Annotated in this window: 11 protein-coding genes; 9 read left to right on the forward strand and 2 right to left on the reverse strand. The window is 59.7% G+C overall.

What is annotated here, in order from left to right; all coding sequences use genetic code 11:
* The first annotated feature begins 341 nt into the window (after positions 1 to 341).
* From panB to KGB25_RS27895, 9 genes are all read left to right on the forward strand, one after another.
* A complete protein-coding gene (panB, locus tag KGB25_RS27855) occupies positions 342 to 1,142 on the forward strand; it encodes a 3-methyl-2-oxobutanoate hydroxymethyltransferase (protein ID WP_008033189.1) in 801 nt (266 codons plus the stop codon).
* Positions 1,139 to 1,999, forward strand: coding sequence for a pantoate--beta-alanine ligase (panC, locus tag KGB25_RS27860; RefSeq protein ID WP_223437590.1), 861 nt, complete (start codon positions 1,139 to 1,141; stop codon positions 1,997 to 1,999). The genes panB and panC overlap by 4 nt, the downstream gene beginning before the upstream one ends.
* Before the next feature lie 196 nt (positions 2,000 to 2,195).
* Positions 2,196 to 2,576: an aspartate 1-decarboxylase gene (gene panD, locus KGB25_RS27865; RefSeq protein ID WP_003228271.1), complete on the forward strand. Its 381-nt coding sequence runs from the start codon at positions 2,196 to 2,198 to the stop codon at positions 2,574 to 2,576.
* Positions 2,577 to 2,796: 220 nt separating this feature from the next.
* Positions 2,797 to 4,461, forward strand: coding sequence for a glucose-6-phosphate isomerase (gene pgi / locus KGB25_RS27870; RefSeq protein WP_008033191.1), 1,665 nt, complete (start codon positions 2,797 to 2,799; stop codon positions 4,459 to 4,461).
* A 172-nt stretch (positions 4,462 to 4,633) separates the two neighbouring features.
* Positions 4,634 to 6,571, forward strand: coding sequence for an acetate--CoA ligase (gene acs / locus KGB25_RS27875; RefSeq protein WP_223437593.1), 1,938 nt, complete (start codon positions 4,634 to 4,636; stop codon positions 6,569 to 6,571).
* Positions 6,572 to 6,722: 151 nt separating this feature from the next.
* A complete protein-coding gene (locus tag KGB25_RS27880) occupies positions 6,723 to 7,595 on the forward strand; it encodes an oxygenase MpaB family protein (protein WP_192419986.1) in 873 nt (290 codons plus the stop codon).
* A 156-nt stretch (positions 7,596 to 7,751) separates the two neighbouring features.
* On the forward strand, positions 7,752 to 8,768 hold the full coding sequence (locus KGB25_RS27885; protein ID WP_008033195.1) for a class I SAM-dependent rRNA methyltransferase: 1,017 nt from the start codon (positions 7,752 to 7,754) through the stop codon (positions 8,766 to 8,768).
* A gap of 93 nt (positions 8,769 to 8,861) precedes the next feature.
* Entirely contained in the window at positions 8,862 to 11,810 is a 2,949-nt protein-coding gene (locus tag KGB25_RS27890) for a DUF748 domain-containing protein (protein WP_223437596.1), read from the forward strand.
* Positions 11,810 to 12,106, forward strand: a complete 297-nt coding sequence (locus KGB25_RS27895) for a DUF2845 domain-containing protein (RefSeq protein WP_008033199.1) — start codon at positions 11,810 to 11,812, stop codon at positions 12,104 to 12,106. Before KGB25_RS27890 ends, KGB25_RS27895 begins: the two co-directional genes overlap by 1 nt.
* 269 nt (positions 12,107 to 12,375) lie before the next feature.
* Here KGB25_RS27895 and KGB25_RS27900 read toward each other — a convergent pair whose 3' ends face one another.
* Entirely contained in the window at positions 12,376 to 12,729 is a 354-nt protein-coding gene (locus KGB25_RS27900) for a BON domain-containing protein (RefSeq protein WP_008042835.1), read from the reverse strand.
* 327 nt (positions 12,730 to 13,056) lie between these two features.
* Entirely contained in the window at positions 13,057 to 13,473 is a 417-nt protein-coding gene (locus tag KGB25_RS27905; protein WP_008033203.1) for a pilin, read from the reverse strand.
* Positions 13,474 to 13,652 lie beyond the last annotated feature (179 nt).

A 13,652-nucleotide genomic window follows, 5' to 3' on the forward strand; every position in this document is an offset into this window, starting at 1 on the left:
GCTCGCGATAGCGGTGGATCAGTCGGCATCAATGCTGAATGACACACCGCTATCGCGAGCAGGCTCGCTCCCACAGGGGATTTGTGTTGTGCATAAGATCTGCAGGTGCTGAATCGCATCAGTTACTTCGGTAACACCCCACGCGTAACAATGCGGTAACACACGCAATTGACTTCCCGAGTTCTCCTCACGACTATAGGCGTCCCGCTGCCGCCAACACGGCGTTAAAGGGCGCAATCCAGGCCTTAAAAGCACGACAACAGACCGTGCGCCTGTATTTAACGAAGAATCACGCGCGTTACTCGCAGTAGTTTCCACAGCGCCTGAATGAGGAACTTTTCATGCCAGCCATCACCCTGACCACTCTGCAAGGTCTCAAGCAAAAAGGTGAAAAAATCACCATGCTGACCTGCTATGACGCGACCTTCGCCCACGCCTGCAATGAAGCCGGCGTCGAAGTGCTGCTGGTGGGCGACTCCCTCGGCATGGTTCTGCAAGGTCACGACAGCACCCTGCCGGTGACCACCGCCGAGATGGCTTACCACGTCGCCGCCGTCAAACGCGGTAACACCGACGCGTTTATCCTCGCCGACCTGCCCTTCATGGCCTACGCCACTATCGAACAAACCATGACCAACAGCGCCCAGTTGATGCAGGCCGGTGCACACATGGTCAAGGTCGAAGGTGCGCTGTGGCTGGCGGATTCGATCCGTCTGCTGGCCGAGCGCGGCATCCCGGTGTGCGCGCACATGGGCCTGACGCCGCAATCGGTGAACATTCTGGGCGGTTACAAAGTCCAGGGCCGTAGCGAGAACCAGGCACGGCAGATGCGCGCCGACGCCATCGCCCTGGAACAGGCCGGTGCCGCCATGCTGCTGCTCGAATGCGTGCCGAGCGAACTGGCTCAGGAAATCACCCAGGCAGTGGGGATTCCGGTGATCGGCATCGGTGCCGGCAGCGGTACCGACGGCCAGGTCCTGGTGTTGCACGACATGCTTGGCCTGTCGATCACTGGCCGAGTGCCAAAGTTCGTGAAGAACTTCATGAATGGCCAAACCAGCATTCACGCGGCCCTGAGCGCTTATGTCACTGAAGTCAAAGCGGCGACTTTCCCTGGTATCGAACACGGATTCTCTGCATGAACACCGTAAAAACCGTACGCGAATTGCGGGCCGCCGTGGCCCGCGCCCGCAGTGAAGGCAAGCGCATCGCCTTCGTACCGACCATGGGCAACCTGCACAGCGGTCATATCGCGCTGATTACCAAGGCCTCCCAGCGGGCGGACTTCGTGGTCGCGAGTATTTTCGTCAACCCGCTGCAATTCGGCGCAGGCGAAGACCTCGACAAGTACCCGCGCACCCTGGCAGCGGACCAGGAACAACTGCTCGAAGCCGGTTGCCACTTGTTGTTCGCACCCGCCGTAGAAGAAATGTACCCCGACGGCATGACCGGCCAGACCCGCGTCAGCGTTCCACAACTGTCCGAAGGCCTGTGCGGCGCCAGCCGTCCGGGGCATTTCGAAGGCGTGGCGACGGTGGTCAGCAAACTGTTCAACATGGTTCAGCCGGACCTGGCGATCTTTGGCCAGAAAGATTTCCAGCAACTGGCCGTGATTCGCGCGCTGGTGCATGACCTGAACATGCCGATCCAGATCATCGGCGAGCCGACGGTCCGTGCGGCCGATGGGCTGGCATTGTCATCGCGCAACGGCTTTCTCAGTGAAGAACAACGGGCCGTGGCGCCGGTTGTGTATCGCACGCTGACCTCGATTGCTGATGCCATTAAACAGGGTGAGCGCGATTATCCGGCGTTGATTGCCGCACAGACCAAACAGCTTGAAGCTGCGGGTTTGCGTACCGACTACCTGGAAATCCGCCATGCGCTGACCTTGCGCCCGGCGACGGCGGAAGATCGGGACCTGGTGATTCTGGTGGCAGCGTTCCTCGGCACCACGCGGTTGATCGACAACCTGCACCTGAACCTCGACGCACCCGCCTGAACACCTCAACTCCTCTGTAGGAGCGAAGCTTGCTCGCGAAGGCATCGCGTCATTCGACATCTGCATCGACTGACACGGCGCTTTCGCGAGCAAGCTTCGCTCCTACAGGGAGTTGCGTTGCCTCGCCCCTGTATTGCTGCCCACAATCGCTTCGGGCAAACTGCCCGCCGTTCGATTCCGACCTGGGAAAACACTCATGCACGCCATCATGCTCAAGGCCAAGCTGCATCGCGCCGAAGTCACCCACGCAGTACTCGATTACGAAGGTTCTTGCGCCATCGACGGCGAATGGCTGGACTTGTCCGGCATCCGTGAATACGAACAGATCCAGATCTACAACGTCGACAACGGCGAACGCTTCACCACCTACGCCATTCGTGGCGAAGAAGGCTCGCGCATGATCTCGGTCAATGGCGCCGCCGCCCACAAGGCCAAGGTCGGTGACCGTGTGATCATCTGTGCTTACGCTCACTACAGCGAAGCCGAGCTGCTCAACTTCAAGCCGCGCATGCTCTACATGGCACCGGGTAACGAGCTGAGCCACACCAGCAATGCCATTCCGGTTCAGGTCGCCTGACCGAACCTTCTCTTCCGTTTGTCGGACCGTTCCCTGCTTCATGTACAAAAAAGTACCGGGAACGGGTCAGACAAAGTCAAGACAGATCGCAGCGCGAGGTTTACTGTATTCGCCCTGTGCCATGAAATCGTGTCGACGCAGTTGACCGGACGCCCACCCACGGCGCTCCGGGATTTTTAGTGTTCAAAAGGCCGTTCAAGTAAAAAGGAAACCCGCAGCGATGGCGTACTACCGCACTCCTCAAGACGTGACCGCTCTGCCCGCCTGGCAGGCGCTGAATGACCACCGCCAAGCCATGCAGGATTTCAGCATGCGCGAAGCCTTCAATGCCGATCCGCAGCGCTTTACCCAATTCACCCTCAGCAGCTGCGGCCTGTTTCTCGACTACTCGAAGAACCTGATCAACGCCGAGACCCGCAATCTGCTGGTGGGCCTGGCCAATGAAGTTGACCTCAAGGGCGCGATCAAGGCGCTGTTCGAAGGCGAAATCGTCAACTCTTCCGAAGGACGCCCGGCCCTGCACACCGCGCTGCGCCGCCCAGTGGGCGAGAAGCTGTCGGTCAACGGCGTCAACGTGATGCCCGAAGTACACAAGGTCTTGAACAAGATCACCGACCTCGTGGGCCGTATCCACGACGGTCTGTGGCGCGGTTACACCGAGAAGCCGATCACCGACGTGGTGAACATCGGCATCGGTGGCTCGTTCCTCGGCCCAGAGCTGGTATCCGAAGCCCTGCTGTCCTACGCCCAGAAAGGCGTGCGCTGCCATTACCTGGCGAATATCGACGGCACCGAGCTTCATGAACTGACCATGAAGCTGCGCGCCGAGACCACGCTGTTTATCGTTTCGTCGAAGTCTTTCAACACCCTCGAAACCCTGAAAAACGCCCAGGCCGCTCGCGCCTGGTACCTGGCTCAGGGTGGTTCGGAAGCCGAGCTGTATCGTCACTTCATCGCGGTATCGAGCAACAACGCCGCCGCCGTGGCGTTCGGTATCCGCGAAGAAAACATCTTCCCGATGTGGGATTGGGTTGGCGGCCGTTATTCGCTGTGGTCGGCCATCGGTTTGCCGATTGCCCTGGCCATCGGCATGTCCAACTTCAAGGAACTGCTGTCCGGTGCCTACACCATGGACCAGCATTTCCAGAGCGCGCCATTCGAACAGAACATGCCGGTGCTGCTGGCGTTGCTCGGTGTCTGGTACGGCAACTTCTGGGGCGCGCAGAGCCACGCGATCCTGCCGTACGACCACTACCTGCGCAACATCACCAAACACTTGCAACAGCTGGACATGGAATCCAACGGCAAGAGCGTGCGCCAGGACGGTACACCGGTGTCTACTGATACCGGTCCGGTGATCTGGGGTGGCGTGGGTTGCAACGGTCAGCACGCGTATCACCAGTTGCTGCACCAAGGCACCCAATTGATCCCGGCCGACTTCATTGTGCCGATCGTCAGCTTCAACCCGGTGTCCGATCACCACCAGTGGCTGTACGCCAACTGCTTGTCGCAAAGCCAGGCACTGATGCTCGGCAAGACCCGCGCCGAGGCCGAATCCGAGCTGCGTGACAAAGGCATGGCCGAAGCCGACGTGCAGAAACTCGCGCCGCACAAGGTGATCCCGGGCAACCGTCCGAGCAACACCCTGGTGGTCGAACGCATCAGCCCGCGTCGTCTCGGCGCACTGGTGGCGATGTACGAACACAAAGTCTTCGTGCAAAGCGTGATCTGGGGCATCAACGCCTTCGACCAGTGGGGCGTGGAACTGGGCAAAGAGCTGGGCAAAGGCGTCTACAACCGTCTGGTCGGCAGCGAAGAAACCCCGGCTGACGATGCTTCTACCCAAGGGCTGATCAACTATTTCCGCGGTCGTCACCGCGGTTAATCTGACGCCACTCCTACAGACGGTACTAACCTTGTAGGAGCCGGCTTGCTGGCGATAGCGGTGTGTCATTCAACATTTTTGTCGACTGATACGCCGCTATCGCCAGCAAGCCGGCTCCTACGAGGGTCGCGTAGCTCCCCTCTTGTCGCAAAAACAAGAAGAAGGAACCGTCATGTTCGATATCAGCACGTTCCCCAAAGCCGATGCCGTCCGCCGGGCCGCACACCTCAGTCAAGACGACTACAAGCGCCTGTATCGTCAATCCATCGAGCACCCCAGTGAATTCTGGGCTGAACAGGCCACACGCTTCCTCGACTGGAGCACACCGTGGAAAACCGTCCAGCGCTATGACCTGAAAACCGGCGAAGCCAGCTGGTTTGCCGGCGGAAAATTAAACGTCAGCTACAACTGCATCGACCGCCACCTGGAAAAACGCGGCGATCAGATCGCAATCCTCTGGGAAGGCGATGACCCCGCCGAATCGGCCCAGATCACTTACAAAAAACTGCATCACAACGTCTGCCGCCTGGCCAACGTGCTCAAAAGCCGTGGCGTGAAGAAAGGCGACCGCGTGTGCATTTACATGCCGATGATCCCCGAAGCCGCCTACGCCATGCTCGCCTGTACGCGAATCGGTGCGGTGCATTCGGTGGTGTTTGGCGGTTTCTCCCCGGACTCGGTGCGCGACCGCATTCTCGACGCCGACTGCCGCACCGTGATCACCGCCGATGAAGGCGTGCGCGGCGGCAAATTCGTACAGCTCAAGCAGAAAGTCGACCAGGCGCTGAAAAGTTGCCCGAACGTCAGCACCGTGATCGTGGTCGAGCGCACCCAGGGCGATGTCGACTGGGTCGAAGGCCGCGACCTCTGGTATCACCAGGCCCTGCGCGACGTCGACGACAATTGCCCGCCGGAACCCATGGACGCCGAAGACCCGATGTTCATCCTCTACACCTCCGGCAGCACCGGCAAACCCAAAGGCGTGTTGCACACCACCGGCGGTTACCTGCTGCAAGCGGCGATGACCTTCAAATACGTGCTCGACTACCGCGACAACGAAGTCTTCTGGTGCACCGCCGATGTCGGCTGGGTCACCGGCCACAGTTACATCGTCTACGGCCCGCTGGCCAACGGCGCGACCACGCTGATCTTCGAGGGCGTGCCGAGCTACCCGAGCAGTTCGCGCTTCTGGCAGGTGATCGACAAGCACCACGTGAACATCTTCTACACCGCCCCCACCGCCCTGCGTTCGCTGATGCGCGAAGGCCCCGAACCGCTGAAGGAAACGTCCCGCGCGAGCCTCAGATTACTCGGCAGCGTCGGTGAGCCGATCAACCCGGAAGCGTGGGATTGGTATTTCAACGTCGTCGGCGAACAGCGTTGCCCGATCGTTGACACCTGGTGGCAGACCGAAACCGGCGGCATAATGCTCAGCCCGCTGGTGAGCGCACAGCGGATCAAACCCGGCTGCGCCACGCAACCGATGTTCGGTGTGCAGCCGGTGTTGCTCGACGAAGTGGGCAAGGAAATCAAAGGCGCCGGCAGCGGCGTGCTGGCGATCAAATCCAGCTGGCCGGCGCAGATCCGCAGTGTCTACGGCGATCCGCAACGGATGGTCGATACCTATTTCAAACCGTATCCCGGCTACTATTTCACCGGCGACGGCGCGCGGCGCGACGAGGACGGCGACTACTGGATCACCGGGCGCATTGACGACGTGATCAACGTTTCCGGCCACCGCATCGGCACCGCCGAAGTGGAAAGCGCCCTGGTGCTGCACGACAGCATCGCCGAAGCGGCGGTGGTCGGTTACCCTCACGACGTCAAAGGCCAGGGCATCTATGCCTTTGTCACGCCCATGAACGGCACCGATCCCACCGACGAACTTAAGAAGGAACTGCTGGCCCACGTCAGCAAGGAAATCGGCAGTTTTGCCAAACCGGACCTGATCCAGTGGGCCCCGGCCTTGCCGAAAACCCGTTCGGGCAAGATCATGCGACGGATTCTGCGCAAGATCGCCTGCAATGAGCTGGACAGCCTGGGCGACACCTCGACGTTGGCCGACCCGAGCGTGGTTCAGGATCTGGTGGATAAACGCTTGAACCAATAACGTGTGCACGCCTTGCCCTTGTAGGAGCCGGCTTGCCGGCGATAGCAGTGTGTCATTCAACATTTTTGTCGATTGATACGCCGCTATCGCCGGCAAACCGGCTCCTACAGGGGGACATTAGCGCTCCCCTTTTTTTCAGCAATGAGTCGCCATGGAATTCATCCGCAGCCGCATCGAAACCCAGGTCATGAGCCTCACTGGCCTGTCCCTCGGCAAGCTCGACCTGGAAAACCCCAAGGGTGATCCCGGCCTGTTCGGCCCTGATTCGGTCAGTTGGCAAGTCCACGGCGACTTCAGCAGCATGCTCATCGGCGGCATCAGCGCGTTGATGCTGCAAGCCCTGCACCCCTTGGCGCTAGCCGGGGTCTGGGACCATTCGAATTTTCGCGAGGACATGCTCGGTCGCCTGCGCCGCACCGGGCAGTTCATTTCCGGCACCACCTTCGGCTCGCGCAAAGATGCCGACTGGCTGATCGAGAAAGTCCGCACCATCCACCTGCAAGTGACCGGCACCGCGCCGGATGGCCGGCCTTATGCCGCCAGTGATCCCGACTTGTTGACCTGGGTGCACGTGGCCGAAGTCAGCAACTTCCTCGCGGCGCATTTGCGTTATCGCAACCCACACCTTTCGCTGGCCGATCAGGACCGTTACTACGATGAAATCGCCTTGGTCGCCGAGCGCCTGGGCGCACGCGACGTACCGCGTTCGCGACAGGAAACGGCCGAATACCTTGAGCGCATTCGTCCGCAATTGCTGTGCGACGAGCGCAGTCGCGAGGTGTTGCGACTGTTGTTGAACGCACCCTCCCCGAGCCGTCTGGCCAAGCCGTTCGGTGGACTGATGATGCAGGCAGGCATTGACCTGCTACCGGATTGGGCCAGCGACATGCTCGGCGTGCGCCAAAGTGCCCTGCAACGCAAACTGATCCGCGCCAGCGTCAACCGCAGCGCACCGATGCTGCGCTGGGCCGTGCGTAATGGCTCGGTGCATCGGGCGAAGCGACGGATGGGATTATTGACCTGACTCCCTCTCTGTAGGAGCCGGCTTGCCGGCGATGGCCACACCGCGGTTCATCAGACAAACCGCGTTATCGTTCATCGCCGGCAAGCCGGCTCCTACAGGTTCTGCGCAAGCTGTTAAACTCCCGCGCAAAATTCCCTCCCCTGCAAGGCGCCCAGCATGTCTTCCTTGAATCAGGCGCTGTGCGCCGCCCTCGAACATCGCCAGGACCTGCTTGCCGAACTGCATCAGCAAGGCACCGATTGCTATCGCCTGTTCCACGGCAGCCAGGAAGGCGCCGGCGGCCTGACCATCGACCGCTACGGCCCACAATTGTTGGTGCAGAGCTTTCATCAGGCGCTGGAGCGCGACGCCCTGCTGCAAGTGCATGAAACGATCAACCAACATCTGGGCCTCGACACCCTGCTGGTCTACAACGACCGCTCCCGGGGCAACTCGCGCATCGACCGTGAAGACACGGTCTACCGCGCCGACGAAGCCGCCCTGCAAGACTTGGTCGGTCACGAATGGGGCCTGAATTACCGGGTTCGCGGCCGCCACGCCGGCCAGGATCCGCTGCTGTTTCTCGACCTGCGCAACACCCGCGGCTGGGTCAAGGATCACAGCAAGAACAAAAGCGTGCTGAACCTGTTTGCCTACACCTGCGGCGTCGGCCTGAGCGCTGCGGCCGGTGGCGCGAGCGAGGTGTGCAACCTGGACTTCGCCGAGGGCAACCTGGCGGTCGGTCGCGAAAACGGTCTGCTCAATCCTCAATTGCCGACCATGCAATTCATCCAGTCCGATTATTTCCCGGCCATTCGCCAACTCGCCGGCCTGCCCATCAGCCAGCGTCGCGGGCAGAAACTGCCGAGCTATCAACGCCTGGAACAACGTCAATACGATCTGGTTTTGCTGGACCCTCCGGCCTGGGCCAAGAGCGCTTTCGGCACCGTCGACCTGCTGCGCGACTACCAGAGCCTGCTCAAGCCCGCGCTGCTGACCACCGCCGACAATGGCGTGCTGATCTGCTGCAACAACCTGGCAAAAGTCAGCATGGACGACTGGCGCGAACAGGTTTTGCGCTGCGCCGAGAAGGCCGGCCGCCCGGTGCGCGAGTGGACGGTGATGAAACCGGGCGCCGATTTCCCGTCCATGGATCAACAACCGCCGCTGAAAACACTGATCCTGCAGCTCTGAATCACATCAGATAAATCTGAAAAATCCTGAGCTGAGCGATTACTTCGGAACCGGATTGGCGTGCCATACTCCAAGGCACTCCGATTCAGACAGATGAAGCCGCACATGCCCAAAGGATTGATCCGCGCTATCGGCGCCTTGTTGACTGCTCTGGCCCTCTACAGCCTGCTGGGGTTTCTGATTTTACCGGGCATCGCATTGCGGGTGGCCAACCAGCAACTGGCGAACTATGCGACGACGCCCGCCACTATTCAGCGAATCGAACTCAACCCGTTCAGCCTGGAAGTCACCCTGTGGGGCCTGATCATCGGCGAACCGGGCAAGGAACAGGTCGGTTTCGAACGGCTTTACGCCAACCTGCAGATCGACAGCCTCTGGACCAAGGCGCTGCACCTGTCCGATATCGAACTGGACAAGCCGAAGACCGAAATCCTTTTCGGCAAGGACGGCAAACTCAATTTGCTTGGTCTGTTCAAACTGCCGGCGAGCGAGCCGACGCCGGCCGACCCGGACGCCAAACCGTTTCCGTTGCGCGTAGAGCGGATCAAACTGGCCGGTGGTGCCGTGCATTTCAAGGATGACCGTCCCAGCGAAGCCATCGAGTTCCTCTACGACAAACTCGATTTCGAGCTGAACAACCTCAGCACTCTGCCCGATGACAATGCCGACATGACCCTTGTGGCCATCGGCCCGAACGGTGGGCAGATCGACTGGACCGGTAACTTCAGCCTCATCCCGATCGCCTCCGAAGGTAAGCTGAAAATCACCGACGGACAGATGAAAACCTTTTGGCCCTATGTGCGTGACGCGCTGCCGCTGGTGCTGGAAAACGGCGTGTTGAACCTGAGCACCGACTACAAACTCAACCTGTCCAAGGAAACCGAGCTGCTGCTGAACAACGTCGCAGTGAGCGTGGCGCCCTTCGCCATCAAGGCTCCGGACGGTCGGCCACTGGCGAAACTCGAACGCCTGGACGTAACTGAAACCACGGTCGACCTGGCCAAGCAGCAAGTTGTCGTCGGCAAGATCCGCAGCAACAAACTGGAAACCTGGGCGGCACTGGAAGCCGACGGGCAACTCGACTGGCAGAAGCTGTTCGCCAGCCAACCGTCCAAGGCCGCCGCCAAGGCCAAAGCCGAACCGGCCAGCACGCCAGCGGCCGCCGACTCGCCAAAGCCAGAACCGACGCCGCCGAGCAAACCTTGGCAAGTGCTGTTGAAAGATGTGCAGTTGCGCAATTACCAGGTGCACCTGGCTGACCGCAAAACGCAACCCGCCGTGACGCTGGATTTGACCCCGCTGAACCTGGACCTGCAGAATTTCGACAGCCTCAATGGCTCGCCTTTTACCCTCAAGCTCGACACCGGCGTGGGCAAGCAAGGCAAGATCACCGCCGAGGGCGAGGTCAATCTCGCTCCCGTCAGCGCCAAATTGAACGTGCAGACCAAGGACATCGACCTGCGGGTCGCCCAGTCCTACATCAATCCGTTCATTCGCCTTGAACTGCGCAGCGGTATGCTCGGCAGCGATCTGGCGGTCAACCTGAAAAGCACCGAGCCGTTGGCGTTCAGCGTCACAGGACGGGCGCAGATCGATCAGCTGCACACCCTCGACACCCTGAAAACCCGCGACTTCCTCAAGTGGCAGCAGGTGGTGGTCGAAGGCCTGAATTATCAGCACGGCGACAGCCTGTCCATCGACAAGGTCAACCTGTTCCAACCGTATGTGCGCTTCATGATCAACGATGATCGCACCACCAACATCGATGACCTGCTGATCCCGCAACCGCCCGATTCCGGCGCCAAAACCGCTGCGGCCAAACCCGTCAGCCAGGACAAGCCGCTGGGCATCCACATCGGTGGCATTGCCATCAATGACGGTTCGGCCAACTTCGCCGACTTCAGCCTGACCCCGAACTTCGCCACCGCCGTGCAACAGCTCAACGGCCAGATCGGCACCATCGACAGCCGTCAGGCGAAACCGGCGACCGTCGACATCAAGGGCAAGGTCGATCGTTACGCGCCGGTGACCATCAAAGGTTCGGTCAACCCGTTCGACCCAATGGCCAGCCTCGACATCGCCACCAGTTTCAAACGGGTGGAACTGACCACGCTGACGCCCTACTCCGGCAAGTTCGCCGGCTACCGTATCCGCAAGGGCCGACTCAACCTCGACCTGCATTACCTGATTACCAAAGGCCAGCTCAAGGCTGAAAACAAAGTGGTGGTCGAGCAATTGCAACTGGGTGAAAAGGTCGACAGCCCCGACGCTGTCAGCCTGCCGCTGAAACTGGCGATTGCCCTGCTCAAGGACGTCGACGGCAAGATTTCCATCGAGCTGCCAGTGAGCGGCGACCTCAACAATCCGCAGTTCAGCGTCATGCCGATTGTCTGGCAGACCCTGCGTAACCTGATCGTCAAAGCGGCTGCCGCACCGTTCAAAATGATTGGCGGGCTGGTCAGTGGTGGTTCGGAAGACCTGGGTACGGTGTCGTTCGCGCCGGGCTCAAGCGATCTGAGCAAGGACGCCGAGGGTTCGCTGGTCAAACTGTCCAATGCACTCAAGGAACGTCCGGCCCTGCGCCTGGAGATCGAAGGCACCGCTGCCGCCAGCAGCGATGGCCCGCTGATCGCCGAGCAACGCCTGGAACGGGAATACCAGTACAACTACTACAAAATGCTCCAGCGTCGCGGCGACAAGGTGCCGGCGCAGGCCTCATTGCTGCAAGTACCGGACGGCGAGAAAGGCCCGCTGCTGGAAGGCATCTACCGCACCCGCCTGAAAACCCAGCCACCCGCCGAATGGAAGGACCTGGGCAAGGAAGAACGCACCGCCAAAATGCGCGCAGACGTGATCAAGTTCTGGAGCACCAGCGACGTGCTCTTGCGCCAGCTGGGCCAGGATCGCGCCAGCAGCATCAAGGATTATCTGGTCGACAAGGGTCAGTTGGCCGATGACCGCGTGTACTTCATCGATGCCAGCCTCGGTGAAGCCGAAAGTGACGGCCGGGTGGTAACGCCGTTGCACCTGGATGCCGAGTGATGATCAGTCGGTTGCTGATCAGCCTGACACTGGCAATGGCGGCCAGTCAGGCCTCGGCCGCCGATACCCTGCGCTGCGGCAGTCAGTTGGTCAGCGTCGGCGACCGGTCCAGCGAAGTCCTGCAGAAATGCGGTGAGCCGGTCAGTCGAGACCTGTTGGGGTACAAGCGCAGCGCCAACCGTCGGGAAGAATTCCAGGTCGAGGAATGGACCTACGGGCCCAACGGCGGGATGTATCAATACCTGCGGTTTGAAGGCAATCGCTTGAAGCAGATCACCAGCAAACGCGGTAACTGAATACACCCTATAACCCATGTGGGAGCGAGCCTGCTCGCGATAGCGGTGTAACAGTCAGCAAAGATGTTGAATGTTATGGCCTCATCGCGAGCAGGCTCGCTCCCACATGGGTTTTGTGGTGGCCCGGAATAGAACAGGCCCCGGACACGAATGTCAGGGGCCTGTAATGGCCACATCCTTGTGGCCGTCGCATGAACTCTCAAGTTGCGGCAGACGCATGACTCGGCTCGTCTACCGCGTCTTCTCCCGTTCAGGCGAGAAGTCTTGCCTTACTCGGCTTTCAGGCCGTCAGCGGAGACCGCCTGGACGCCTTTGATTTTCTTGGCGATGGCCACGGCGGTGGCTTTCTGAGCGTCAGTCACCGCGACGGTGGACGACAGGGATACAACACCTTTGTTGGTTTCAACCTTGATATCGGTACCAGGAATGCCTTTTTCGGTCACCAGGTCAGCTTTGACTTTGGTGGTGATCCAGGTATCGGAAGTGGCTTCTTTAGCCTTGGTCACTTCACCGGCAGCCAGCACCATTGGGGCTTGGGTAGCCTGGGTTTGAGCGAATGCAACGTTGGCCATGGTCAGGGTCAGCGCGGTAGCAGTAGCGGCAGCGATAGCGAACTTCTTCATACGAGTAACTCCTGTTTTTTCATAAAGTCTGCTGCGTGTCTTGTCAGCAGGGTTACTGGGTATAGTGCGAACGCTGTGCCAACTTTGAAACAGTCATTAACCTCTTATAAATCAACAACTTAAAAAATCGACTGATTTTCGGAATCATGCAAATTGCATGACTTCGACATTCTCTACATGCAAGTTGCAGGTTTTAACGTGGGCCTAAGGCCATGAATTTGTGAGGTTTTCTAAATCTCACCAAAAAGCGCAGCGAACTTGGCGTTTTTTCCCCAAAAAATGCCCCATCCGACGATGGGGCATTCTTCTATCTACCCGTTTTCAGCATTAAGTTGCCGAGGCTGTGCAACCAGGCGGTGCGTAATCGGCAGTCACGCCGGTCGCGCATGACCAGCCTGCAGTGGCGCTGCGAGTCAGCGTGATGGTTTTACCTGCCACAGGGGCCGGTGCTTTCTGCAGGGTGCAGACAATGGTGCCAGCGCCTGAGGCAACCGTGCCGGTGACAGCAATTGCACAGTTCTGCGTCGTTGTGCCGGCGCCCGTCAGTGTGGTGGGTTCTGCAGTGCCGGCATTCATCAGGTCTTCAAACGAAACCTTCAATGCTGAAATTTCCGCCAACCCCGCCGTCACTTTCGCCCGAGCCTGATACTTCGAATAAGCCGGCAACGCAAACGTCGCCAGAATCCCGATGATCGCCACCACGATCAACAATTCAATAAGCGTAAAACCTTTCTGAGCACTCATAGACAAGCTCCATGCATGAGTCGAAATCTCATGATCTGAACCAGTCTCAGCACAGCCCATGCCAAGCCCGTTGCCCCCTGTTAGCGGGGCGCGAGAACGACGCTAGGCCTTGTCCTGCCCTCAGGATCCGCACTATCTGACACTTTTTGTCACCAGAGCAGCGCTGGTTTGGCTCCATC

It is taken from the genome of Pseudomonas sp. BF-RE-21 (assembly GCF_019947305.1).
Lineage (GTDB): Bacteria > Pseudomonadota > Gammaproteobacteria > Pseudomonadales > Pseudomonadaceae > Aquipseudomonas > Aquipseudomonas migulae.